General features: G+C 64.9%; 24 protein-coding genes. 9 read left to right on the forward strand and 15 right to left on the reverse strand.

The annotated features are described in order from the left end of the window. Nucleotides 1-4: 4 nt before the first annotated feature. Genes V6657_RS26210 through V6657_RS26220 form a run of 3 tightly spaced genes read left to right on the forward strand, consistent with a single transcriptional unit; the run spans nt 5 to nt 2,304 of the window. Nucleotides 5-787, forward strand: a complete 783-nt coding sequence (locus V6657_RS26210; RefSeq protein WP_048931468.1) for an amino acid ABC transporter permease — start codon at nt 5-7, stop codon at nt 785-787. Continuing rightward, entirely contained in the window at nt 780-1,463 is a 684-nt protein-coding gene (locus tag V6657_RS26215) for an amino acid ABC transporter permease (protein WP_048931628.1), read from the forward strand. Before V6657_RS26210 ends, V6657_RS26215 begins: the two co-directional genes overlap by 8 nt. Next, nucleotides 1,450-2,304, forward strand: a complete 855-nt coding sequence (locus V6657_RS26220; RefSeq protein ID WP_048931469.1) for an amino acid ABC transporter ATP-binding protein — start codon at nt 1,450-1,452, stop codon at nt 2,302-2,304. The genes V6657_RS26215 and V6657_RS26220 overlap by 14 nt, the downstream gene beginning before the upstream one ends. Nucleotides 2,305-2,314: 10 nt before the next feature. Here the strand turns inward: V6657_RS26220 and metC are convergent, their stop codons facing one another. Next, on the reverse strand, nt 2,315-3,550 hold the full coding sequence (gene metC / locus V6657_RS26225; RefSeq protein WP_048931470.1) for a cystathionine beta-lyase: 1,236 nt from the start codon (nt 3,548-3,550) through the stop codon (nt 2,315-2,317). Next, nucleotides 3,547-5,166, reverse strand: coding sequence for a rhodanese-like domain-containing protein (locus V6657_RS26230; protein WP_048931629.1), 1,620 nt, complete (start codon nt 5,164-5,166; stop codon nt 3,547-3,549). The genes metC and V6657_RS26230 overlap by 4 nt, the downstream gene beginning before the upstream one ends. Nucleotides 5,167-5,329: 163 nt before the next feature. Here V6657_RS26230 and V6657_RS26235 point away from each other — a divergent pair, with 163 nt between their 5' ends. Then, nucleotides 5,330-5,935: a cysteine dioxygenase family protein gene (locus V6657_RS26235; protein WP_048931471.1), complete on the forward strand. Its 606-nt coding sequence runs from the start codon at nt 5,330-5,332 to the stop codon at nt 5,933-5,935. A gap of 7 nt (nt 5,936-5,942) precedes the next feature. Here the strand turns inward: V6657_RS26235 and V6657_RS26240 are convergent, their stop codons facing one another. Further along, nucleotides 5,943-6,896 (reverse strand): LysR family transcriptional regulator, encoded by a 954-nt coding sequence (locus tag V6657_RS26240; protein WP_048931472.1) that lies wholly within the window; start codon nt 6,894-6,896, stop codon nt 5,943-5,945. A gap of 99 nt (nt 6,897-6,995) precedes the next feature. Between V6657_RS26240 and pcaD the strand changes: the two genes are divergently transcribed. Together pcaD and V6657_RS26250 are read left to right on the forward strand one after the other, a co-directional pair. Beyond that, entirely contained in the window at nt 6,996-7,811 is an 816-nt protein-coding gene (pcaD, locus tag V6657_RS26245; RefSeq protein ID WP_048931473.1) for a 3-oxoadipate enol-lactonase, read from the forward strand. 76 nt (nt 7,812-7,887) lie between these two features. Beyond that, the gene (locus tag V6657_RS26250) at nt 7,888-8,508 is read left to right on the forward strand and encodes a TetR/AcrR family transcriptional regulator (RefSeq protein WP_048931474.1); all 621 of its coding nucleotides are present in this window, start codon (nt 7,888-7,890) and stop codon (nt 8,506-8,508) included. Between the two features lie 13 nt (nt 8,509-8,521). Here V6657_RS26250 and paaE read toward each other — a convergent pair whose 3' ends face one another. The 9 genes from paaE to V6657_RS26295 all read right to left on the reverse strand — a co-directional run bounded on the left by paaE (nt 8,522) and on the right by V6657_RS26295 (nt 15,652). Next, nucleotides 8,522-9,622, reverse strand: coding sequence for a 1,2-phenylacetyl-CoA epoxidase subunit PaaE (gene paaE / locus V6657_RS26255; RefSeq protein ID WP_048931475.1), 1,101 nt, complete (start codon nt 9,620-9,622; stop codon nt 8,522-8,524). A 14-nt stretch (nt 9,623-9,636) separates the two neighbouring features. Beyond that, nucleotides 9,637-10,176, reverse strand: a complete 540-nt coding sequence (gene paaD / locus V6657_RS26260) for a 1,2-phenylacetyl-CoA epoxidase subunit PaaD (RefSeq protein ID WP_048931476.1) — start codon at nt 10,174-10,176, stop codon at nt 9,637-9,639. Beyond that, the gene (gene paaC, locus V6657_RS26265) at nt 10,170-10,970 is read right to left on the reverse strand and encodes a 1,2-phenylacetyl-CoA epoxidase subunit PaaC (protein WP_048931477.1); all 801 of its coding nucleotides are present in this window, start codon (nt 10,968-10,970) and stop codon (nt 10,170-10,172) included. Before paaC ends, paaD begins: the two co-directional genes overlap by 7 nt. Before the next feature lie 9 nt (nt 10,971-10,979). Further along, nucleotides 10,980-11,279 carry a 1,2-phenylacetyl-CoA epoxidase subunit PaaB gene (paaB, locus tag V6657_RS26270; RefSeq protein ID WP_048931478.1) on the reverse strand — a complete coding sequence of 100 codons (300 nt, stop codon included), beginning with the start codon at nt 11,277-11,279 and terminating at the stop codon, nt 10,980-10,982. Nucleotides 11,280-11,290: 11 nt separating this feature from the next. Beyond that, nucleotides 11,291-12,310: a 1,2-phenylacetyl-CoA epoxidase subunit PaaA gene (gene paaA / locus V6657_RS26275; protein ID WP_048931479.1), complete on the reverse strand. Its 1,020-nt coding sequence runs from the start codon at nt 12,308-12,310 to the stop codon at nt 11,291-11,293. A gap of 152 nt (nt 12,311-12,462) precedes the next feature. Beyond that, nucleotides 12,463-13,911, reverse strand: a complete 1,449-nt coding sequence (locus V6657_RS26280; RefSeq protein WP_048931480.1) for a DHA2 family efflux MFS transporter permease subunit — start codon at nt 13,909-13,911, stop codon at nt 12,463-12,465. Between the two features lie 32 nt (nt 13,912-13,943). After that, the gene (locus V6657_RS26285; protein WP_048931481.1) at nt 13,944-14,471 is read right to left on the reverse strand and encodes an SRPBCC family protein; all 528 of its coding nucleotides are present in this window, start codon (nt 14,469-14,471) and stop codon (nt 13,944-13,946) included. A 233-nt stretch (nt 14,472-14,704) separates the two neighbouring features. Next, nucleotides 14,705-15,136, reverse strand: coding sequence for a VOC family protein (locus tag V6657_RS26290; protein ID WP_048931482.1), 432 nt, complete (start codon nt 15,134-15,136; stop codon nt 14,705-14,707). 84 nt (nt 15,137-15,220) lie between these two features. Continuing rightward, entirely contained in the window at nt 15,221-15,652 is a 432-nt protein-coding gene (locus V6657_RS26295) for an SgcJ/EcaC family oxidoreductase (protein WP_048931483.1), read from the reverse strand. 130 nt (nt 15,653-15,782) lie between these two features. On the opposite strand from V6657_RS26295, the gene V6657_RS26300 reads away from it, so the two are divergent. The 3 genes from V6657_RS26300 to V6657_RS26310 all read left to right on the forward strand — a co-directional run bounded on the left by V6657_RS26300 (nt 15,783) and on the right by V6657_RS26310 (nt 18,800). Further along, complete coding sequence (locus V6657_RS26300; RefSeq protein WP_048931484.1) at nt 15,783-16,427, forward strand: TetR/AcrR family transcriptional regulator; 645 nt, start codon at nt 15,783-15,785, stop codon at nt 16,425-16,427. Nucleotides 16,428-16,578: 151 nt separating this feature from the next. Beyond that, nucleotides 16,579-17,409, forward strand: a complete 831-nt coding sequence (locus V6657_RS26305) for a hypothetical protein (protein WP_048931485.1) — start codon at nt 16,579-16,581, stop codon at nt 17,407-17,409. A 5-nt stretch (nt 17,410-17,414) separates the two neighbouring features. Then, nucleotides 17,415-18,800 (forward strand): LLM class flavin-dependent oxidoreductase, encoded by a 1,386-nt coding sequence (locus tag V6657_RS26310; RefSeq protein ID WP_048931486.1) that lies wholly within the window; start codon nt 17,415-17,417, stop codon nt 18,798-18,800. On the opposite strand, the gene V6657_RS26315 is transcribed toward V6657_RS26310, so the two are convergent. The 3 genes from V6657_RS26315 to V6657_RS26325 are packed head-to-tail and all read right to left on the reverse strand — an operon-like array spanning nt 18,791 to nt 22,586. Then, a complete protein-coding gene (locus V6657_RS26315; protein WP_048931487.1) occupies nt 18,791-19,084 on the reverse strand; it encodes a hypothetical protein in 294 nt (97 codons plus the stop codon). The genes V6657_RS26310 and V6657_RS26315 overlap by 10 nt on opposite strands. After that, nucleotides 19,081-20,016 carry a transglutaminase family protein gene (locus V6657_RS26320; RefSeq protein WP_048931488.1) on the reverse strand — a complete coding sequence of 312 codons (936 nt, stop codon included), beginning with the start codon at nt 20,014-20,016 and terminating at the stop codon, nt 19,081-19,083. Before V6657_RS26320 ends, V6657_RS26315 begins: the two co-directional genes overlap by 4 nt. After that, nucleotides 20,016-22,586 (reverse strand): circularly permuted type 2 ATP-grasp protein, encoded by a 2,571-nt coding sequence (locus V6657_RS26325; protein ID WP_048931489.1) that lies wholly within the window; start codon nt 22,584-22,586, stop codon nt 20,016-20,018. The genes V6657_RS26320 and V6657_RS26325 overlap by 1 nt, the downstream gene beginning before the upstream one ends. Nucleotides 22,587-22,597: the final 11 nt, after the last annotated feature.

The following is a 22,597-nucleotide window of genomic DNA, read 5'->3' on the forward strand; positions in this document are numbered from 1 at the left end:
CCGCATGGCTGACGATCTGCTTCTGCGCGTGATTGCGCTGGTCCGCCATACGGGCCTCGACTACGGCTTCCTGGCCGAAGCCTACGAACGGAATGCGCTGCTGCAAGGCGCCAGGCTCTCTCTGCTGGTGATGTTCAGCACCGTGGTGTTGAGCCTCATCTTTGGGGTGGTGCTGGCGCGCTTGCTGATCTCACCGCGCCGGCGTGTCGCGCAACTCGCCCAGGGCTTTGTTGAACTCACCCGCAACACACCCACGCTGGTGCAGTTGTGCTGTGCGTTCCTGGTCGTCAACACACTCATCACGCAAGCGCTGGCGCAGTGGCAGTTGCGCAACCCGCTCACGCCGTTCTTCTGGGCGGTGACCATTCTCTCGCTGCACAAGGCGGCCTTTCATGCCGAGGCGTTGCGCGGCGGCATCGAGGCCGTACCGCCCGCCATGCTGGAAGCGGCAACGTCATTGGGCTTCAGCGCACGTGAACGGCTGTGGCGCGTGCAGCTTCCGCTGGCATTTCGTGCCGCGCTGCCTTCGTTGATGAACAACACGGTGGAACTGGTGAAGGCGTCGTCTCTGGCCTCGGCCATTGCGGTGGGCGACATCACCTACAGCGCGCTGATGATCTGGACCCAACGCGACAACGTGCTCGAATGCATGGTGCTGTTACTGCTGTTCTATGGCGTGGTCACCTATGCCGTGCACGCAGCCGGCGTGTGGATCGAACGCCGGCTGCGCATGCCGGGCTATGGGGCCACGGGCCACGCTGCTGCAGGAGGGCCCGCCCATGCCTGACACCCTTCTTGGGACGCTGCTGCACTGGTCGCCGGCACTGCTGCGGGGGTTGGCCATCAATATCGGCATCAGCCTGCTTGCTGTTGGGCTGGGCACGTTGATCGGGCTGGCCGTCGGTGCGCTGCATCTATCGCCGGCACGCTGGGTGCAACGGTTTGCCGGCAGCTACGTCGTCGCCTTCCGGAATGCGCCCTGGCTTGTGCTCGTGTACGGCATTGCTTACGCCGTGCCGTTCGAGATTGTCGTGCGCGGCCATGTGTTTCCGTTTCCCGATTGGCTCAAGGTCACGCTGGCGCTGGCACTGCCGGCAAGTGCCCACGTAGCGGAAATCTTTCGTGGCGCGGTGCTGTCGATTCCGTCTACGCAGTGGGAGGCGGCGGCATCGCTGGCCTTCACGCGCCGCGACATCCTCTGGCGCATCGTGCTGCCACAGTGCCTGCGGCGCATGCTGCCTTCATGGATGAACCTGTACGCGGTCATCACCATGGGCACCGCCATGGCCTCGCTGGTGGGCGTGCATGACCTGCTCGACACCGCGCAGATTGCCAGCAACACCGTCAACCGTACGCCGTTCACGGTGCTTACCTATTTCACTGTGCTCGGGTTTTTCCTCGTCTATTGCTACCCGATTTCGCGCCTGACCCGGCGCCTGGAGCGCGCCCATGTCCTCACCTGATCTGCTGCCCCTTGATGCGCCTGCTACCAGTGCTCCGCTCGTAGCGTTGCGCGATGTGCATCTGACCTTCGGCACCACAACTGTGCTGCGCGGCATCGACCTCGACGTGCATCGTGGCGAGGCCGTGTCGATCATCGGGCCATCCGGCTCAGGCAAGTCGACGCTCCTGCGTTGCATCAGCGGGCTGTTGCGGCCGCAGCGCGGCAGCGTGACGGTGGACGGCATCCGCGTCGACCAGCTCACCACCGAGGCCGACACGATCGCCCTGCGCAAGCGCATCGGCTTCGTGTTCCAGCAATACAACCTGTTTCCGCACCTGAGCGTGCTGGACAACCTGACCGCCGCCCCCGTGCGCGTGCTGGGCCGGACAAAGGAAGAGGCCGAAGCCGATGCGCATGCCCTGCTCAAGAAGGTGGGCCTGGCCGACAAGGCACGCGCCTATCCGGGCCAGCTCTCCGGCGGCCAACAACAACGCGTGGCGATTGCCCGCGCGCTGGCAATGCGGCCCGAGCTGATCCTGTTTGACGAGGTGACCTCGGCGCTCGACCCTGAGACGGTGGGCGAGGTGCTCAACGTCATCGGAGAACTGGTCGACGATGGGCTGACCTGCGTGCTGGTGACGCACGAAATGGCCTTCGCACGCGCCATCAGCGATGCGGTGGTGTTTACCGAGCACGGCGTGGTGGTGGAACGTGGCCCGGCCGAGCAGCTCTTCTCGTCACCGGTGAGCGAGCGCACGCGGGCATTTCTGTCGCGCGCGCTGTCGGGGCACGCCGGGGCACGGCCGCCTGCGCATGCGCCGTGGCACGCCGCCTTTGCAAGCGCGGCGTTTGCTGTCTGATCCCCCTCTCCTACCCGCCGATGGCGTGCAGCTCTGCCACGGGGGCGTGCTGCAGCGCCTGCTCCAGATCGGCAATCAGGTCGTCGGCATCTTCCAGGCCAACGTGCAGGCGTAACACGGCGCCGCTGCGGTTCCATTGCGCATGGTCTGACAAACGCTCGGGCGCAACCACCGTGACAAGGCTTTCATAGCCACCCCACGAGGCGCCGATGGCGAAGAGCCGCAAGGCATCAACAACACGCTCCGCAGCATACTGATCTGCGTCCTTGAGTACGAAGGAAACCAGCCCGTTGGCGCCCGAGAAGTCGCGCTTCCACAGCGCGTGGCCGGGGTCGTCCGGCAATGCCGGATAGAACACCTGCCCCACGCCCGGCTGCGCCTGCAACCATTGCGCGACGCGCGTTGCGTTGCGCTGGTGCTGCGCCATCCGCACGGGTAGGGTGCGCACGCCACGCAAGGCCAGGTAGGCATCATCCGCGCCAATGGTCAGACCCAGCACATCGTGGGCGGCGGCAATGCGGGCGGCCACGGCCTCGGTGCGCGCAATCACGGCACCCAGCATCACGTCGGAATGCCCGGCCACGTACTTGGTGGCGGCCAGCACCGAGACATCGGCCCCCGCATCAAGCGGACGGAACAGGATGCCGGAGGCCCAGGTGTTGTCCGTTGCCAGCACGATATCGTGGCGCCGCGCGACACGGGCAATGGCCTCAAGGTCATAGATCTCGTACAGCAGCGACCCGGGCGACTCGGTAAAGATCAACCGCGTGTGCGGTCGAATGGCGGCTTCCAGGCGCCCATCGTTGGGCTCGACATACGACACCTCGATCCCCAATCGCTGCAGCAGCACGGCATCCAGCCTTCGCACGGGTGCGTAGATGCTGTCGGTCACGATCACGTGGTCACCGGGCGAAAGCAGCGCCAGAAACGTCAGCGCGATGGCCGACAGGCCCGACGGCACAAGGAACGCCCGCACGCCGCCCTCCAGCGCCAGCAGCGCATCTTCCAGCGCGCGGTGCGTTTGCGAACCATGGCGGCCGTAGCTGGCGATGTTCTCGCCGGCCTTGCGGCGCGCATGCACGTCGTGCAGGGCAGCCGTGCTGGCATGGCGCACGGTGCTGGTGCGTTCAACGGGCACATTGACGGGCGCGGCTCCGTCAACAAACGGTGGGCTGCCTGCGTGGATGATGCGTGTGGCAAGCGCTTCGGGCACGTTGTGGGATGCGCGGGTGAATGTGCGGGTCATGGGGCCACCACCTCTGCCGTTTCGTTGACGATTGCACTCGGGCTGCCGAGCGCAAACAGCGCGCGCTCCTGCGCATCGAGTTGCGCTACCAGCCCGATCTCCCAGGCGAGATAGCCGCGCGCGGCGTCCAGGTTGCCGTCATGGCGATCGTGCACGAAGAAGAGATAGTCAATGCGCTCGGCGTCTGCCGGCAGTTCTGGTGTCGCCTCAAGCGGATACCCGGCGGCATGCCATGCAGCAACGCCACCCTCGAGACGCCGTACGGAAGCCGCACCCTGTTCCAGCAGATCCACCGCCGCGAGTGCGCTAACTGCAGCGTCATCGTCCACCAGCACGACCTGTGCGCCGCGCACGTCGTGCAACTGTCGCCGTGTGGCCCAGCGTGCGCCGGGAATATGCGCCGTGCGATAGGCCGCGCTGCTGCGCAGGTCGAACAACACGACTTCCCCATGCGCAAAGGCGTTGCGCAGCGTGCCCGCGTCGATCCCCACAGGGGGTGCCGGCTGCCAAGGCGTGTCGCGTGTTGCCAGCAAGGCGGCATTCGCTTCGCTCAAACCGCCTTCCAGCACTGCGGCATCATGCCCCTGCTGGCGCAACCAACTGGCGATCACGGGGGCGCGGATACCGTCATCGTCGAAGACGATCAACCAGGCGCCACGCACACCGACATACTGGTCCGTCGCCTGCAGCAACTGGCCGCCCGGCGCATGCACGGCGCCGGGCAGGCTGCCGCGTGCAAAGGCATCAGCCGTGCGGACGTCAAGCAGGAAGACCGTACGCGCCCCTTGCTGCCGCTCGGCTTGAACCGCCGCCGCGGTAACTGTCGACACGGCAAAGCGTTGGGACAGATCCGCCACGGCCTCTTGCGCGCGCCGGCGTGCCGGCACGTCGATCGTGTCTGGGTAGCGGCGGTCGGCGCCGTGCTCCAACGTCAGGCCGTGCAACTGCCAGCCTTGCGTACCGTTCTCCAGCGCGTAGATCGGATTGGGCAATCCCAGATTACGCAGCGTCTGCGCACCGATGATGCTGCGTGTGCGCCCCGCGCAGTTGACGACAACCGGTGTGTCGTCATCCGGCACAAGCGCATGCACGCGCAGTGCCAGCTCGCCGTTCGGGCAAGCAACGGCACCGGGAATGGTCATGCGGCGGTACTCGGCGACGGTGCGCCCATCCAGCAGCACGTGGCGCTTGTGCTCGCGCTGCCAGGCGGCCAGCTCACCCGCCGTGATGTGTGGTGTGTGATAGGTCAGCTCAGCCAGTTCACCAAATGTCTTGGATGGCACGTTGATGCCCTTGAACAGCGCAAACCCGGCGGCCTGCCAAGCGGCATTGCCGCCTGCCAGCACGTGCACGCTGTCGTAGCCAAGATCGAGCAAGCGCCGGGCAGCCAGCACGGAGAGCGCACCACCATCGGCATCCGTCACCACCAGCCGAACGTTGCGCCGGGGCGCCAGACGCACGGCGTCGATCTCCAACCGGCTGTACGGTGCCGGCGTTGCCAGGAAGAGATGTCCTTCGCCAAATTCACCAGCCTCGCGCACGTCGAACAGGGCGATCTCAGCGCCGTCGTGGAGCCACGCCTTCAACGTGACGGCATCAATGGAAGGAACAGACATGCGGGCCTCGCGCGTAACGGAAAGGCCCATGGTAGGCACGCCGGCCCGCGCGCGAGAACGAACCGATGCGTCTATGCATATGCAGGATGCTGCGTTGGTGGCACGTGCCCGGCGCTCTACACTGGGGCATCTGTCCTCTGTCCTTTACCGTTCCCAACGCGCCATGAGCCTCGCCCAGCAACGGGACCACGCGGTCCGTCAAACCCTCATCGCCATTCGTGCCATTGCTGCGCAGGATGGCATCACCTACGCGTCACTCACCCGCATTGCTGATCGGCTGCAGGAATTGGCCGCGCAAGAGGCGCTGTTCCCCTTCGACGCCTTCCCGCCGCCACCGGCAGACGAAGCCGATGCGTCCAGCCGCTACCTGCTGCATGAAGAGGCCGACAAGACCTTTGCGCTGTACCTGAACTCGATCAACCCGGGCAAGATCACGCCGCCGCACAACCACACCACGTGGGCAGTGATCGTTGCACTGGAAGGCGAGGAATTGAACCGCGTGTACATCCGCACCGATGATGGCCGCGACCCTGAACGGGCCACGCTCGCCCTGTCGCGTGAGGTGACTGTGCAACCCGGCACGCCGATCACGTTTCTTGCGGACGACATCCACAGCATCCACGTGGTCGGCAACAAGCCCACGCGCCACTTCCACCTGTACGGCCGCGCGCTGGAAACGCTCACTGGCCGCGTCGGCTTTGATCTCGCCACGGGGCGCGTGCTCAACTACAACCGCAACTACATGAGTGCGACCAAGCAGGCCGCCTGACCGCGTGCTACGTCGTCTTGCGCGCGGCGCCTGCCGCGGCTTGGCGCGGCATCCGGCCCAGCACCGGCTTCAGCACCGGCGCCTGCTGGGCCAGGAAATCCCACAACCGATTGGCAACGGGCCCGTACGGCCGATCACGCCGGCGGGCAACGACCAAGTCCTGGATCATGCCGGGGAAGTGCTTGCCTGCAATCGATAGCAGACGCCCTTCGCGCAATTCCGCCTCGATCATGAAGCGCGGCAGATGCCCCCACGCCATACCGTGCACGATCAGCTCCTTCTTCATCAGCTGATCCGGCACGAAGCACTGCGGGGCGCCTTCCACAACGTAGTGCGCCTGCGGTGACGGCTGACGCGCCGAATCGTTGATCACGCATTGCATGAAGCGTTGCATCTGCTGCGGCGTGAGGCCGGACGTTGGCGCAAAAGGCAAGAAACCCGGCGCGACCACCGGCACCATCGCAATCTTGCCCAGGTCGATCCACTCCATGCGCACATCGCCTTTCGGCACACGGTGCACGATCAGATCGGCCTCGTCTTCCAGCAGACGCTCCCAGGGGCCGGTCACGGCCTCGAACTGAAGTTGCAGACGCGTTTGGGGGCACTGGCCGAAGAACTGGCTGAGCAACGCCAGCACCGGCTGCAATGGACACAGATCGCCCAACACCACGCGCAACTCAGCTTCCTCCCCCATGGCCAGTTGCCTGGCGTGGGTCCGCAGCTCCTCGCTCTCCCGCAGCAGCGATTGGACCTTGCGATGGAAGGACTGGCCAGCGTCCGTCAGCTGCACCCGGTAGCCACTGCGGTCCAGCAGGCTCAAGCCCAGTTGCTCCTCCAGCTTGGCCACCGCAGCAAACACCGAGGGGTGCGATCGGTGCAGCCGGTCAGCCGCCGCCTGAAAGCTCCCCCCTGCCACAACCGCATCGAAGCACTGCAGCTCATGGAGCGTGAAGTTCGACATTGTTTGTTTTATCTACAGAGTTCTTTCAAACTTTATAGTATCTATGAAACAGCCCGAATTCTAGGATGACTCCACCTCAAACACGTTCTGGAGCCCATCATGGAATCTCACAACACCCTTTCGTTCATCACCGCCGGCGACGGCGTACGTCTGGCCTATCGTTTTGACGGTTCGGTCGACAAGCCTGTCCTGCTGCTATCCAACTCCATCGGCACCGATCTGCATATGTGGGACGTGACGGTGCCACAGCTTGCCGAGCACTTCCACGTGCTGCGTTATGACGCGCGTGGCCACGGTGCGTCCGACGCGCCCACCGGGCTGTACTCGCTCGATCGACTGGGGCGCGATGTGGTGGAGCTGCTCGACGCACTCGGCCTGCAGCGCGTGCACATGCTGGGGCTTTCGCTGGGGGGCATCGTGGCGCAATGGTTGGCCATCCATGTGCCGGAGCGCATTGACCGCCTGGTGCTGTCGAACACCGCTGCCCACATCGGCCCGGTGCAGTACTTTGACAACGCCATTGCGGAGCTGCAGCGTGCCCCCGACATGCAAGAGACGGCCGAGACCTTCCTGCGCAACTGGTTTCCGGCACACATGCTGGAGGCAAATGACCCGGCGGTCGCACCGTTCCGCCGCGCGCTGCTGGCAACGCCGCGCGAGGGCATCATCGGCGGCTGGACTGCCGTGCGGGATTCAGACCTGCGTCGCACCATCGCGCTCATCTCGCATCCCACGCTGGTCATTGCGGGCCGGCACGATACGGTGACGTCTGCACGCCACGGCGAGGAGATCGCCGCCGCCATTCCGGGCGCACAACTGCGCATGCTGGACACCGTGCACCTTGCCAACGTGGAGGCGCCGGACGCGTTTATCGGGCTGGTGCTGGATTTCCTGGCCGTGCACGCGACGGCATAACGGATCGGCAACGATGCGCCGCAACCCGCCCGGTTGCGGTTAACATGGCGGCCATCCAACCGATGTGCCGCCAGACATGTCCCGCGTCAAGAACGAAGACGAATTCGAGCTGCGCCGCGAAAGCGTGCTCGACACCGCCGCTGAAGCCTTTGCGGCCGACAGCTACCCGAGCGTGTCGATGAACCAGCTCGCCGCCGCCTGCGGTGGCTCGAAGTCGCGCCTGTATCACTACTACGAAGGCAAGGAAGCGATCCTCTTCGATCTGCTCGACCGCTACACCACGCGGCTGGCCGATCTGGTCGAACGCGCGCAGAGCGATGCGCTGCACGCCAAGCTGTCGGCGCGGGCCACGTTGCATCTGCTGATCCGCACCTTCCTGGCCGAATATGCGACGTCGCGCACGCGGCACGTGGCGCTGCTCAATGACGTGAAATACCTGTCGCCAGAACAGCGGGACATCGTGCTCGCACGCGAGCGGAACGTGGTGGCGGCCGTGGGCTGGCAGCTCGGCGCAGCCTACCCGGACAAGGTGGACGAGGCTAACCGTACGCCCATCACGATGATGCTGTTCGGCATGATGAACTGGACGTTCACCTGGCTCAAACCCGATGGCCCGCTGTCGTATGAAGGCTATGCCGAGATGGTGATCGAAATGCTGGAGAACGGGCTCGGCGGCCCGAACGGCAAGAAAGACTGAAGCTCAACAACCATCAGCGCTCGTCATAGCTCACGACAACACGCTGCGTGAGCGGCCGCGCCTGACACGTCAGCACAAAGCCTTGCTGGATCTCCCAGTCTTCCAGCGTGAAGTTCTTCTCCATCTCCACGCGCCCCTCCAGCACCTTGGCGCGGCACGTGCAGCACACGCCGCCCTTGCACGCATAGGGCAAGTCCAGCCCAGCATGCAGCGCGCTGTCGAGCACCTTGGCATCTCCCGCCATCGGCACGTCGTGCGACTTGCCGTCGAGCACCACCGTCAACGCCACATCGCCAGCCACAGCCGCACGCTTGCGCGCTTTGGCCGATTCAGTCGAGGCGTCGCCCACCGGCACGCCAAAGCGCTCGGCATGCACGCGCTCACGCGGCACGCCTCGCTCCAATAGCGCAGCTTCCACGGCATCGATCATCGTGGATGGCCCACAGATGAAGGCTGCGTCGATATCGCCCGGGGGGATCAGCGCATCCAGAAAGGCATGCGCCTTCGCACCATCCAGCCGCCCGTTGAACAGCGCAATCTCCTGCGCCTGACGCGACAGCACGTGATACAGCGCAAACCGATCGAGATAGCGGTCCTTCAGGTCTTCCAGCGCCTCGCCAAAGATGATGCTGTCGATGCTGCGGTTGCCGTAGACCAGCGTGAAGCGGCTGTGCGGCTCCGCAGCCAGCGTGGTCTTGATGAGCGAGAGGATCGGCGTGATGCCGCTGCCGGCAGCAAAGGCGACGTAGTGGCGCGCACTCTCAGCGGCCAGCGGCACATAAAAGCGACCGTCCGGCGGCAACACATCGAGCGATTGCCCCACGCGAATGCGGTCGTGCAGGTGGTTGGAGAACACGCCGGCATCCACACGCTTGACGGCCACGCGCAACTCGCCATGCGCGTCGTAGTCCTGCACGGAACAACAGATGGAATACGAGCGCCGCACATCGCTCTGCCCTGTCTCGGGCACCGGCATGCGCAGCGTCAGGAACTGGCCCTGCTTGAAGCGATAGGCATCGCGCAGGTCGTCCGGCACATCGAAGCGCACGGAAATCGTATCGGCCGTCTCGCCACGCACTTCGGCAACACGCAGCGGGTGAAATTGCGGGGTCATGGCGATCGTTTCGTTCAGTAGGGCTTGAAGTAGTCGAACGGCTCACGGCATGCACGGCAACGGTACAGCGCCTTGCACGCGGTCGAACCGAAGGCGGAGATGAGCACCGTGTCGTGCGAGCCGCATTGCGGGCAGGCGATGTGCTCGCCCTGCGCCGGGCGCATCAGGCGAATCGGGCGCGCGTTGCCCACCGTCACCACGTGGGCCGGCGGTGCAATACCGAAGTCACGCAGCTTGCGGTGCCCTTCGGGCGTGATCCAATCGGTCGTCCACGCTGGCGAGAGCACGGTGCACACACGATATGCACCCACATCCGCCGTCTGCAGCGCGCGGCTCACGTCGTCGGCAATCTGGTCCATCGCCGGGCAGCCGGAATAGGTGGGCGTGATGGTTGCCACCACGGTGCCACTGCCGTCGATCTGCACGTCGCGCAGGATGCCCAGTTCAGCAATCGTGACGACGGGGATCTCCGGGTCGGTCACGGCGTCCAGCGCGGCTCGGGCGCGTGCAAGCCGTGTGACCACATCGGCGGAAGCAACGGGCTCGACTACCACGATGCCCCCGGAAACTGGCGCGCCAGCCCCTGCATTTCAGCCAGCAGATAGCCCATGTGCTCGGAGTGCTCGCCGTGTTTTCCGGTGCTGACGTAGGGGCCGGACTCGGGCAAGGCAAGTGTGGCCTCAGCCAGCGCGTCGTTCACCGTTGCCTGCCATGCAGCCTGCAGATCGGCAACGCGCACGCCAATGCCGGCATCGGCCATGGCATCCTCGATGGCATCAGCGGCAAAAAACTCGTTGGTGTAGGGCATCAACCAGTTGAGCGCCGCCTGGGCGCGTGCATGCGACACCTCGGTGCCATCGCCAAAGCGCACCAGCCAGTCACGCGTGTGCGCGAGGTGATAGCGCATCTCCTTGACCGACTTGGCGGCGATGGCGGCCAATTCTGCATCCTTAGATGCGGCCAGTGCCTCCCACAACGGCACCATCAACGCGGCATATAGGAAGTGGCGGACGATGGTGACTGCGTAGTCGCGCGCCGCAGCAGATGTGGCAACCAGTGGCCCCGCATGGGGCAGTTCGAGCAGTGTGTAGTTGCGGAACGCGCTCTCTGCACGCAAGTAGGCGTAGTCGTCTTCGGTGCGCAGCGTGCCCGTCAGAGCGCCTTCAAGCTGGCCGGCATGTGTATAGAGCAGTCGCGCCTGACCGATCAAATCGAGGCTCAGGTTGGACAGTGCAATGTCCTCTTCAAGCACGGGGCCACGCCCCGTCCACTCAGCGTTGCGCTGACCAAGAATGAGTGCGTTGTCGGCCAGACGCAGGATGTACTGCAGATGCGCGTTGGAAGTCATCGCCACGGCTCACATGTGGTTGACTTCATCGGGCAGCCGATAGAACGTCGGGTGCCGGTAGATCTTGTCGGCCATCGGGTCGAACAGCATGGGCTTGTCATCGGGCTCGCTGGCGGTGATGGCGGCCGATGGCACGACCCAGATCGAGACGCCCTCCTGCCGGCGCGTATAGACGTCGCGCGCCATCTGCAACGCCTGCTTGGCATCGACTGCATGCAGGCTGCCGCAGTGCTTGTGCTCCAGGCCCTGCTTGCTGCGGATAAACACTTCCCACAGCGGCCATTCGTGTTGATGCGTGGTTGTACTCATGCTGTGGCTCCTCAGGCGGCTTGTTCGGTGGCGGCCGCACGTTCGGCCTGTTTGCGTGCATAGGCAAGCGCGGCTTCGCGCACCCACTCGCCTTCTTCATGCGCGCGCTTGCGGGTGACAAGGCGCTCACGGTTGCAGGGGCCATGGCCGTCAAGCACACGCTTGAATTCGGACCAGTCCAGCGGCGAGAAATCGTAATGGCCACTCGCCTCATTCCACGTGAGCCCTGGGTCAGGCAACGTCACGCCCAACACACGCGCCTGCTCGACGGTCGCGTCGACAAAGCGCTGGCGCAAGTCATCGTTCGAGATACGTTTGATGCCCCAGGCCATAGTCTGCGCGCTGTTGGGCGATGCGGTATCAGGCGGCCCAAACATCATCAGCACCGGAAACCACCAGCGGTTGACGGCCTCCTGCACCATGTCGCGCTGCGGTTGCGTGCCGCCCATCATGGTCAGTAGCGACTCAAAGCCCTGGCGCTGGTGGAACGACTCTTCCTTGCAGATGCGGATCATGGCGCGTGCATACGGACCGTACGAGCAACGGCACAGCGGCACCTGGTTCATGATGGCCGCGCCGTCCACCAGCCAGCCGATCACGCCCACGTCTGCCCACGACAGCGTCGGGTAGTTGAAGATGGAGGAATACTTGGCGCGCCCTTCGTGCAGCGCGTCGATCATCTCGTCGCGCGTACTGCCGAGCGTTTCGGCGGCGGAGTAGAGATAGAGACCATGACCCGCCTCGTCCTGCACCTTGGCCAGGAGGATGGCCTTGCGCTTGAGCGACGGCGCACGGCTGATCCAGTTGCCCTCGGGCAGCATGCCCACCACCTCTGAATGCGCGTGCTGCGAAATCTGCCGCAATAGCGTCTTGCGGTACGGCGCGGGCATCCAGTCCTGCGGTTCGATCTTGTGGTCAGCACCGATGCGCGCGTCAAAGCGCGCCTGCAATTCGGCTTCGCCTTGCGGCACAGCGGCCAGCTCCTGTTCGGTGGGCAAGCCGCCAGGCTGGTCCAGGCTTTGGGTGTACATACGATCCTCCGGCCCCGCGTTGGGGAGTGCTGGATGTGCGTGCCCCGCCATTCAGGTCATGCCGGAGCTGGATCGATTATAAACCGTCCGACCGGTCGGTCAATAACGGATTACACCGCATGCCTCGATTGAGACATGCAGTGTGAATCAGCTTAGATGGAGGCGGCGGAGGACGCCTGATCCTGTGTGTGCGCGTGTGCACGTGTCCGCACGAAGGCGCCGGCCAGTGCAGAAGCCAGCACAGCCGCAATGGCCCCCAGCAGGAAGGCCAGGTGATAGCCGCCATTGAGTGCGGTGGCCGCATCGGCTCCTGCAGCAGTCAGGTTGTTCGTGCGGGCTGCCGCCAGGCTTGCGAGAATCGCCAGCCCCAATGCGCCACCCATCATGAATGACGTGTTGACCACGCCCGAAGCCAGGCCAGATTCATCCGGCGCGACATCGCTCATCGCCGCCAGCAGCACCGGGTTGAAGGCCACGCCTGCACCCAGGCCCAGCAGCAGCATGCCCGGCAGCACGTCCAGCATGAAGTTGCCGCCGGCCGGCGCGCGCGCAAACAGCATCAGCCCGACGGCCGCCACCAGCAAGCCCAGCGACAGCGGCGCCCGAATGCCAAAGCGCATCACCAGCTTGGCCGACAGCCCCAGCGAGAACACCGCCATGATGATATTGGCCGGCAGGAAGGCCAGCCCCACCTGCATGGCGCTGTAGTTCAGCACGCGCTGCATGTAGAGCGCCGAGATGAAGAACCACGCGAACATCGCCGCCGCCCACAGCACGCCCACCACGTTGGCCGTGGCCACATTGCGCAGCGCGAACATGTGCAGCGGCATGAGCGGATGCGACACGCGCGATTCAATGACGAGAAACGCGACCATCAACGCAACGGCGATCCCCAACTGGGCAAGCGTTTGCGTGGACGTCCAACCGACGTCGTTACCGTGCACGATGGCGTACACCGCCAGCATGAGCGATGTCGTCACCGAAATGGCGCCCGCCACATCCAGCTTGGCGCGATCCGCCAGCGGTTTGCCGGCCGGCAGCAGCGCCACGCACGCGGCGTACACCGCCACACCGATCGGCAGGTTGACCAGGAAGATCCAGTGCCAGCTCAGCGCGCTGGTCAGCAGCCCGCCCAGCAACACGCCGATGCTGCCGCCGCCTGCGCACACGAAGCCGTAGATGCCCATCGCCTTCGCACGGTCCGCCGGCGAGGTGAACAGATTCATGATGAGCGACAGCGACACCGCCGACACCACGGCCCCGCCCAGCCCCTGGACCGCACGCGCCGCAATCAGCAACCCTTGCGAGTTCGCCAGCCCGCACGCCGCCGAAGCCAGCGTGAACAGCGTGATCCCCAGCAAGAACAGCTTGCGATGCCCGAATAGGTCGCCCAGTCGCCCGCCCAGCAGCAGGAAGCCGCCAAAGGTCAGCATGTAGGCGTTGACCACCCACACCAGCGAGGTTTCGGAAAAGCCCAGATCCGCCCGGATGGACGGCAGTGCGACGTTCACGATGGTCGTGTCCAGCACGATCATCAGCACGCCCAGGCAGAGCACGATGAGGGCAAGCCAGCGCTTGCGTTCGTCGATGCCATGCGTCATGGAACCACTCCTTTGATGTGCTGCGACTCCTCTCAGGATTCCGCAGCCGATTTGAGATTGGCGAGACCGGCCTCGAAGTCCTTGCCGATCACCGCGTCCATGCTGAAGAACAGGCCCATTACCTTCGAGATGAATGGGCTCGGGCCGTACATGGCCCAGGTCACATGGGTGAGATCGCCCGCAGGCCTCAGCGTGAATTCCGCTGTGTTGTGGGCTTCGAAGGGTTTCAGGAAATCCAATTGGATCTGGATGCGTGCGGGCGAGGAGGAATCGACGATCTCCATGCGCCCGGCGCCGACCTTGCTGGAGCCTTCCCACGCATAATTCGCGCCCTTGCCATTGGTCGGGCCGCCGTAGATGCGCTTCATTGCCGGGTCGAGCTTTTCCCACGGCGACCAGGCGGTCCAGTGGTGGAAATCGTCGATCAAGGCAAACACCTTTTCGGGCGGCGCCTTGATGTCGACCTCGCGCTGCACGCGAAAGCTGTCTGGCCGCGTGGCCGCAAACCCAAGCACGGCAACAATGGCAACGACGATGACGATCGCAATGATCTTCAGCATGAAGAGAGTCTCCAAGAATTGGGGGCGGCAGGTGAAGGACCTCTCGCGCGGGTCAGGCGAAAGGTCGCGGCCAGAGCGGCCGGTCACCCAGGGGTGGTTTCGTTGATATTGGTAAGGCCCGGGTGAGCACGCAGTCTAGCACCGGACAATCACCCAATGCCAAGGCAGGCTTTCCCAAGGCTTTGTGTGGAGCGGCCACCGCTGGGTGGCCGCATTCCAGTGCCCAGCGCCGGTTACATCGGCTTGGGTGCGATCACCATCCACGTGATCCCAAAACGATCGGTCACCATGCCAAATGCGTTGGCAAAGAAGGTTTCCGACATCGGCATCGTCACCTGACCACCGTCACCCAGCGCCTTGAACGTGCGCTCAGCCTCGGCCTTGTCAGCCACGCTCACCGACAGGCCGAAGCCCTTGAAATCGGCCTTGCCCGAAGCCATGCCGTCGGATGCCAGGACCTGCGTTTCACCCACGCGGAAGGCTGCGTGCATCACCTTGTCGAGCGGGGGTGCCATGCCGCCACACTGCTCGGCGGTGGGTTGCGCATCCTTGGGCGCATCCTTGTAGTGCATCACCACATCAACCTTGGCGCCAAGCGTCTTCTTGTAGAACTCGAGCGCTTCCTCACAACGGCCTTCGAAAAACAGATACGGTTGAATTTGCATCACAACTCCTTGGGGTAGGTAGGGACTGCAACGCCGCGTGTTGGGTCACGCGGTCGGGGGGAAGCCTCTCATCAACGGACGCTGTCAATTGCACGCCGGTTCGGGCACCGGCATTGGCACGGAGGCGTGCTCGTGCACCACCAGCCAGCGGCCATCGATCTTGCGGAAGCACACCGTGGCACGCGTTTGCGCATCATGCTTCGCGCCATCGCGATAGCGCGCACGCAGGCGGTTCACGCTGAAGCAATAGGCCAAGTCGCCGCTCACCTCAAGGTGCAACTCGACAAACTGGAAATCTGCCTGCCCTTCCAGCGCATCGAACCAGCCCTGCCAGTTGCGCCGGTAGGCATCGACACCCTTCACAAACAGCGGCGGCATGACATCAAACACCACCACATCGGGCGCGTAGTGACGCATCACAGCGTCCACGTCCTTGGCGCGCACGGCGGCGGCCCACTCCTCGATCAGCGCACGCAACTGCGCTTCATCATTCGCGGCATTTGTTGCAGTTGTCATGTCGGCCTCCGATGAAGAAAAAAGCACCTTGGAATCTACGGCCACTGCGTCTAGTGTTGACTTGTGAACACTGTCCACAAAAGATAGCAGACATAATGGACAGTGTCCACATAAAGCTTGCGGAGATTGCATGACCCAGGAACCACCCCGCCCGCCCGCGCGATCGACCTATCGCCACGGCGATTTGCGGCGCGCACTGCTCGACGCCGGCATTGAGCTGGCGCGTGCCGGCGGCCCAGATGCCATCGTGCTGCGCGAGGCAACGCGCCGCGCTGGCGTTGCACCGAATGCGGCCTACCGGCACTTCGCCGGGCGACTGGATTTGCTGCAGGAGGTGCGCGCGGCGGCGCTGGCAGCATTGGCACGCGCGATGGAAACGGAACTGGATGCAATCGACCCCACCTGGCCGGAAGAGGCGCAGGCCCGCGCCTCCTTGCGCGCCATCGGCGTGGGTTACCTGCGCTTTGCGCAAATGGAGACCGGCCTGTTCCGCACCGCGTTTGCCGTGCCCGATGAAGTGGAGAACGACGCCGACCCGGACAAGGCCGGCAACAGCGGGCTGAACCCGTTCCAGTTGCTAGGCCTGGCACTCGACCGCATGACCGCCGCCGGCGTGCTCCCAGCCGAGCGCCGCCCGGGCGCTGAATACCTCGCATGGTCTGCGGTGCATGGGCTAGCGCTGCTCATCATCGACGGCCCGCTACGCGGCCGCCCACCCGAGCAGACGGGCGCCATCGCCCTGCGCGTAGTGGAGATGGTTGAGAACGGCCTGTAGCCGTTTCTGCGCGCAGGTTCTGACGACATGCGCAACGCTTCGTTCGTCTGCGCCGCCTTCAATGCAACGATGACAGCCTTGTCGCGCCCGCCCACCCGGCGGCTGCGCACACCGATCCACCGGAGCCAACCTCCGCGACCAGGATGTCAACGTGACCCAAACCCACCTCGAAACGACGCCCGCGCGCTATGGCGCGGCGCTGGAGAAAGACCTCTTTGACCGCGTCGCCGCCGTGCACGCGCCGCACCTGCCGCCCTCGCGCACAGAACCACCGCGCGATGCGCAAACCCCAGAAGAACGGGAAGGAGTGATTGACTACGCGCTGTGGAACGCCGCGCACGATCTCTTCATCGTGCAACTGGCAAGCGCCGGCCTGGACCGGCTGTTTCGCGACGAGCCCGACTTCCAGCTCGCGCTCTCACGACAGATTGGCGACGACGGCTTTCATGCCGTGGCCTCGCGCGAGCGCATCCGTGTGCTGTCCGGGCACGACCAGATCGACCGCATTGCGCAAGACGTACGCCACCACTGGGACATCCTGGGCGACTACCCGCTGACCAGCCAGGCTGCCTTCCTGGCGTGGGAGTTCCACTACGAGCATCACATCCTCGCGCGGCTGCAGGTCAACCGGCGCACTTCGCGTGTGCTCGATCTCGCCAACCGCGACTTTGCCGAGAACCGCATCATGCCGGACGAAGAGGTGCACCGCATCCTCATCACCGAGTGGTGGCACAACAAGCTCAATGCCGCCTCCGACGCGCAGCGCGAGCAACTCGTTGGCGAAGTGCTGGAAGCCGACGACAAGCTGCAAGTACTCCTGGGCGACTACCTGCGTGAATCATGGGCGCTGAACGAACGCGCGGCCGGCATCGATACGCGCAACTATGTTCCGCTTTACGACGCATGGCGGCGCGAAATCCTTGGCGTGCTGCTGCAGCGCCCCGCTGATGCGCTGCCCACCCTCACCAGCCTGGGCGCCTGAGCACGATGACCAAGAAGCAAATCCTGCTCAACGCGTTCAACATGAACTGCGTGGGCCACATCAACCACGGCTTGTGGACGCACCCGCGCGACAACTCTGCCGACTACCGCAAGCTCAGCTACTGGACCGATCTTGCCAAGCTGCTGGAGCGTGGCCTGTTCGACGGCTTGTTCATCGCCGATATCGTGGGCGTGTACGACGTCTACCAGCAATCGGCCGACCTCACGCTGCGCGAGTCGATCCAGTTGCCGGTGAACGACCCGTTGATGCTCGTCTCGGCCATGGCGGGCGTGACGGAGCATCTCGGTTTCGGCCTGACCGTCAACCTGACGTATGAAGCGCCGTACCTGTTTGCGCGGCGCTTTTCCACGCTCGATCACCTGACCGACGGGCGCGTCGGTTGGAACATCGTCACCGGTTATCTGGACAGCGCTGCCCGCGCCATGGGTCTGCGCGAACAGATCGCGCACGACGAGCGTTACGACCGTGCCGATGAGTTTCTCGATGTGGTCTACCAGCTATGGGAAGGCAGCTGGGAAGACGACGCCGTGCTGCGTGACCGCGCAGCGCGCGTGTTTGCGCAACCCGACAAGGTGCATCGCATCCACCACCATGGCCGCTACTACAACGTGGAGGGCTATCACCTGAGCGAGCCCTCTCCACAACGCACGCCGGTGCTGTTTCAAGCGGGGTCTTCTGCGCGCGGGCAGACGTTTGCCGGCCAGCATGCAGAGTGCGTGTTCCTGTCTGGCCAGAGCCGATCAGCCACGCGGGATCAGGTCACGCAGTTGCGGCAGGCGGCTGTGCAGGCCGGGCGCGACGCCAACGACGTCAAGGTCTTCATGGGCATCACCGTCGTTGTCGACAAGACAGAAAAGCTCGCGCGCGAGAAGCTGGCCGAGTATCAGCGCTATGCGAGCGCGGAAGCTGGCCTCGCGCATTTCTCGGCCGGCTCGGGCGTCGACTATTCGACCTATGCGCTGGATGATCCGCTGCGCCCGGTAAAGACGAACGCGATCGAGTCGTCCATTCGCCGCGCGACCGGCGGCGACACGCAGTTCACCGTGCGCCGCCTGCTCGATCAACTCGCCTTGGGCGGTCGCTACGTGACCATCGTGGGTGATCCGCAGCAGGTGGCCGACGCCCTACAGCAATGGGTGGAGGAAACCGGCATCGATGGCTTCAACCTGGCGCGCACCGTCACGCCGGAAAGCTACGCGGACTTTATCGACCTCGTGGTGCCGGAACTGCAGAACCGCGGCGTCTACAAGACCGCCTACGCACCAGGCACGCTGCGCCGCAAACTGTTCGGCGTTGACAGGCTGCCGGACGCACACCCCGGGGCGCAACGTCGGCAGCACGCCCTGGCAACGTTGGCGGATCAACCCTGAGCGCCGTCGCCCGCGGGGGCACCCAGCATGCGCTGGAAGAGCGGCAGCAACGCTTCATACGTGCCCAGGTAGCCCGTTGACCCAGCATGGCGCGACGCCCGCGCTGCGCAGAACAGTTCATTGCGCAAATCGGCAAGCGAGGCGCGCCGGCGCTCGCGTGCGGCGCTGGTGCACGCCTCAAACGAGCCCAGCTCTTCATAGCCGTTGAATGACATGGCGAAAGCGAAGACGCCTGACACATCGGCCGGATCAGGCAGGTCCTGCCAAGAGATGTTGTTTTTCATGATGCTCCCCACTGCACGACATCGCCGGGCCCCTCATGCGGCCGGACTTCCTGCACGCTGACTGCAACGTCCACCTGATGCTCACCGCCGCCCAGGATCATGCCGCGCAGCAGTGAGACATCGCTGTAATCCCGCCCGATGGCCAGCGTGACGTGATCCAGATCGGCCAGCACATCATTGGTCGGGTCCAGATCCACCCAGCCGCTTTCCGGGCAGAACACCGACACCCACGCGTGCGACGCATCGGCGCCAATCAGGCGCGGCTGCCCGGCCGGTGGCTCGGTGCGCAGGTAGCCGCTCACGTAGCGCGCGGGCAAACCCAGCGCGCGCAGGCAACCGATCATCACCTGTGCAAAGTCCTGGCAAACGCCCCGGCGCAGCACAAATGCTTGCGCGGCCGGGGTATCAAAAGCCGTAGCGGTGGGCGCGTATTCAAAGTCGGCATGGATGCGATGCATCAGGTCGATGGCACCCGCCACCACCGCCATGCCGGGCCTGAAGCTCTGCCGCGCATAGGCGTGCAGCTCAGGGCGCAGCGCAATGTTGGGGGAAGCAAAGCAGAACTCCGCCTCCGGATAGAACGCCGAGCCCGCCTGATAGCGCAGGCGCTGCGCCACCGATTCCCACGCCGGCGTGGCGGCCGGATCCAAGCCGCTCCAGCGCGGCAGCAGGCGCACGGTAGTTTCGCTCTTCAGCAGCAGGCTGTCGTGCGGCGTGTCGAGCGCGAAATACAGCACATCGTTGCCGAAGCCGTCGATGCGGCTGGTGACGTACGACGGCGAGGGCTCGATCTGTTCCTGGTGCGCAACGATCTCTTGCCACGCACAGGCACGCGGGCGAATGGTCGCCAGATGCTGCGCGGTCTCGACTGCGGTGGCGTAGTGGTAGACCGTGCTGTGCGAGATCGACAACAGGGCGGCGTGCACGTGCATCAGGCCACCTGCGCGGTCGGTGTGCTGGCGTGGCTGAAATAGCGCGCACTGATCTCGTTGGAGGCGGCGGCCATGTAGTCGCCCAGCCGATCGCACACATCGATCAGATTGGCGTACCGGCCATCGGCATCGGTCTCGCACAGGGCTTCGAGCGAAGGCAGCGTTTCAACCACGGGCAGCATGTCTGCGAACGGTGTGCGCCGTGTATCAGCGGCGGCTTGTTCGATCTGTTCCAGCTTGGTCCGCAGCCGCGCATACACGCCGTACAGCCCGCGCGGGTTGGTCGGCTCGACCACCAGCAGGTCGAGCAGCGCCGGCACCTCCAGCCGCCCTGGATACAGCAAGCGGTACGTGAGCGTGCTGTCAAACAGTTGCAGCAGCAGGTCGAACCCTTCTGCCGTGGCGAGCTTGCCTTCTTCGGCCACCACACGCAGCAAGGTCGTCATGGCCCATACGCGTTCGATGTGCCGGCCGGCAAACAGCAGGCGCCACGCCTCATCACGCGTCATGCGATCGCCCTGCGCGCCACTGATGGCGGAGAGCTGCGTACTCAGATGCTCCAGCAGATCGACCAGCACGACGCGATCGTGCTGGCCGTCCGCCGTCAGGTGGGCAAGCCCATCGCGAAAATCGTTGCGCGCGGCCAGGATGGTGCGCCAGTGATCATTCGACAGCCGCCCACGCACCTCGCCCGAAGCACGCGCCTGCGCGGCCAGGCATTGGCCAATACCGGTCGTACCCGACTGCTCGCTCAGCCCTGCCACCAACGCGCGCTCGAACGCGCCCGGGCTGCTGCGTGCAAACACATCCGCGCTGAAGATCAGGCCACATTCAGCGGCCAGTTCCGTCAGCGTCGCGAACATCGTGTCGGCGTCGTTGGCTTCCAGCGAGCCGAGGATCAGCCGACACAGGCGCACGCCATTCTCAGCGCGCTCGCCGTAGCGGCCGGACCAGAAGAGGTTCTCGGCGGCACGGCTCGATACGGTGCGGTGCTTGCGCGCCAGATCGGCCGGGCGCATTGGCGAGGGCAGCAAGGTGAACGGCGCCGTCGACTGCGGCTGGCTCGACAACACCCAGGTGTCGACACTGCTGCCCCCCATCTGCATCGACGCGGAAATCTGCCGTTCGGCCGCCAGGCGCGTGAACCCACCCGGCATGACATGCCAGCCACCGGAAAGATCTGCGATGGCATATACGCGCAACACGGAGGGCCGGCCTGCGAGCATGCCGGCCTCGTAGCGCGGCGTGCAGGGATACGGCAGCGGCGCCTGGATCGTGAAGGCTTCTGGGGCGCGATCGATGCGCTCGCGCCAGTTGGCCAGCGGCTGCGGGCCTTGTGCCATGCCGGGTGGCCCGTCTGGCCTGTCACCAGGCCAGGTCGGCAGCAGCAGGCCTGCGGTCAGTTGGGTCTGCGCTTCGCTGCGGGCCAGGGTTTCGCCGCACCACCAGGTCGGCACGCTGGGTAACGCCAGCGGTTCACCCAGCAGCGCTTCGGCAATGCCGGGCAGAAAGCCAAGCATGGCCGGCGATTCGGCAAACCCGGCGCCCGGCACGTTCGACACCATCACGTTGCCCGCGCGCATCACCTGCAGCAGGCCCGGCACGCCGATGGTGGAATCGGCACGCAGTTCCACCGGGTCACAGAACACGTCGTCCAGACGGCGCAGCACGGCGTGCACGCGCTCCAGGCCATTGAAAGTTTTCAGGTAGAGCTTGTCACCGCGCACCGTCAGGTCTTTGCCCTCGGCCAACGTCACACCCAGGTAACGCGCGAGAAAAGCGTGCTCGAAATAGGTTTCGCTGAAGGGCCCCGGCGTGAGCAACGCAATATGCGGCGAAGCACCCGCCTCGTCGCCGCGCATGGTGGTGCGCGCGGCAGCCGCCAGTGTGGCGATCAATTGGGAGTACGTGGGCGCCAGGCGCGTGGCGTGCAGCTCGCGAAAGGCATCGGCAAACAGGCTGGAGACGATCAGCCGATTCTCCAACGCATAGCCCAGGCCCGAGGGTGCCTCGGTGCGATGGCTCATGACGGTCCAGGTGCCATCGGGCGCGCGGGCCAGGTCCACCGCCACAATCTGCAGATACTGCCCACCCGGTGGCGTGAAGCCGCGCACGGCACGCAGGTAGCCCGGATGGCCGAACACCAGCGCGGGCGGTAACAACCCACGCGCCAGCAACGTCTGCGGGCCGTAGGTATCGGCCACGATGGCGTTGAGCAGTCGCGCGCGCTGCGTCACGCCCTGCTCGATCACGGCCCATTGGGTCTCGTCAATCAGGAAGGGCAGCAGGTCGAGCGCCCAGGGGCGCGGCTCACCCTTGTCGGCGTAGACGTTGTAGCTGATGTCGTTGTCACGCACCTGCTGCACCACGGAGGTGCGCGCCTGGTCCAGCCCGGCGACACCCCCCTCACCCAGTTGTGCGAAGAAGCGGCGCCACGGCTCGCGCAGGGCACCGGAGGCATCGCGCAACTCATCCCAGTGGCCTTCGCGCGAGGGCAGCATGCGCAGCTGGGTCAGGACATCCGCATGGGGGGCGGCGGATTCGAGCGGCAGGGTCGACTGGACAGACAAGGTGGGGTTCG

The organism is Ralstonia sp. RRA, assembly GCF_037023145.1.
GTDB lineage: Bacteria > Pseudomonadota > Gammaproteobacteria > Burkholderiales > Burkholderiaceae > Ralstonia.

Bases quoted from the DNA above. Each gene is read 5' to 3' on its own strand.
- V6657_RS26210 (WP_048931468.1), top strand. From the start codon at position 5: ATGGCTGACGATCTGCTTCTGCGCGTGATTGCGCTGGTCCGCCATACG.
- V6657_RS26215 (WP_048931628.1), top strand. From the start codon at position 780: ATGCCTGACACCCTTCTTGGGACGCTGCTGCACTGGTCGCCGGCACTG.
- V6657_RS26220 (WP_048931469.1), top strand. From the start codon at position 1,450: ATGTCCTCACCTGATCTGCTGCCCCTTGATGCGCCTGCTACCAGTGCT.
- metC (WP_048931470.1), bottom strand. From the start codon at position 3,550: ATGACCCGCACATTCACCCGCGCATCCCACAACGTGCCCGAAGCGCTT.
- V6657_RS26230 (WP_048931629.1), bottom strand. From the start codon at position 5,166: ATGTCTGTTCCTTCCATTGATGCCGTCACGTTGAAGGCGTGGCTCCAC.
- V6657_RS26235 (WP_048931471.1), top strand. From the start codon at position 5,330: ATGAGCCTCGCCCAGCAACGGGACCACGCGGTCCGTCAAACCCTCATC.
- V6657_RS26240 (WP_048931472.1), bottom strand. From the start codon at position 6,896: ATGTCGAACTTCACGCTCCATGAGCTGCAGTGCTTCGATGCGGTTGTG.
- pcaD (WP_048931473.1), top strand. From the start codon at position 6,996: ATGGAATCTCACAACACCCTTTCGTTCATCACCGCCGGCGACGGCGTA.
- V6657_RS26250 (WP_048931474.1), top strand. From the start codon at position 7,888: ATGTCCCGCGTCAAGAACGAAGACGAATTCGAGCTGCGCCGCGAAAGC.
- paaE (WP_048931475.1), bottom strand. From the start codon at position 9,622: ATGACCCCGCAATTTCACCCGCTGCGTGTTGCCGAAGTGCGTGGCGAG.
- paaC (WP_048931477.1), bottom strand. From the start codon at position 10,970: ATGACTTCCAACGCGCATCTGCAGTACATCCTGCGTCTGGCCGACAAC.
- paaB (WP_048931478.1), bottom strand. From the start codon at position 11,279: ATGAGTACAACCACGCATCAACACGAATGGCCGCTGTGGGAAGTGTTT.
- paaA (WP_048931479.1), bottom strand. From the start codon at position 12,310: ATGTACACCCAAAGCCTGGACCAGCCTGGCGGCTTGCCCACCGAACAG.
- V6657_RS26280 (WP_048931480.1), bottom strand. From the start codon at position 13,911: ATGACGCATGGCATCGACGAACGCAAGCGCTGGCTTGCCCTCATCGTG.
- V6657_RS26285 (WP_048931481.1), bottom strand. From the start codon at position 14,471: ATGCTGAAGATCATTGCGATCGTCATCGTCGTTGCCATTGTTGCCGTG.
- V6657_RS26290 (WP_048931482.1), bottom strand. From the start codon at position 15,136: ATGCAAATTCAACCGTATCTGTTTTTCGAAGGCCGTTGTGAGGAAGCG.
- V6657_RS26295 (WP_048931483.1), bottom strand. From the start codon at position 15,652: ATGACAACTGCAACAAATGCCGCGAATGATGAAGCGCAGTTGCGTGCG.
- V6657_RS26300 (WP_048931484.1), top strand. From the start codon at position 15,783: ATGACCCAGGAACCACCCCGCCCGCCCGCGCGATCGACCTATCGCCAC.
- V6657_RS26310 (WP_048931486.1), top strand. From the start codon at position 17,415: ATGACCAAGAAGCAAATCCTGCTCAACGCGTTCAACATGAACTGCGTG.
- V6657_RS26315 (WP_048931487.1), bottom strand. From the start codon at position 19,084: ATGAAAAACAACATCTCTTGGCAGGACCTGCCTGATCCGGCCGATGTG.
- V6657_RS26320 (WP_048931488.1), bottom strand. From the start codon at position 20,016: ATGCACGTGCACGCCGCCCTGTTGTCGATCTCGCACAGCACGGTCTAC.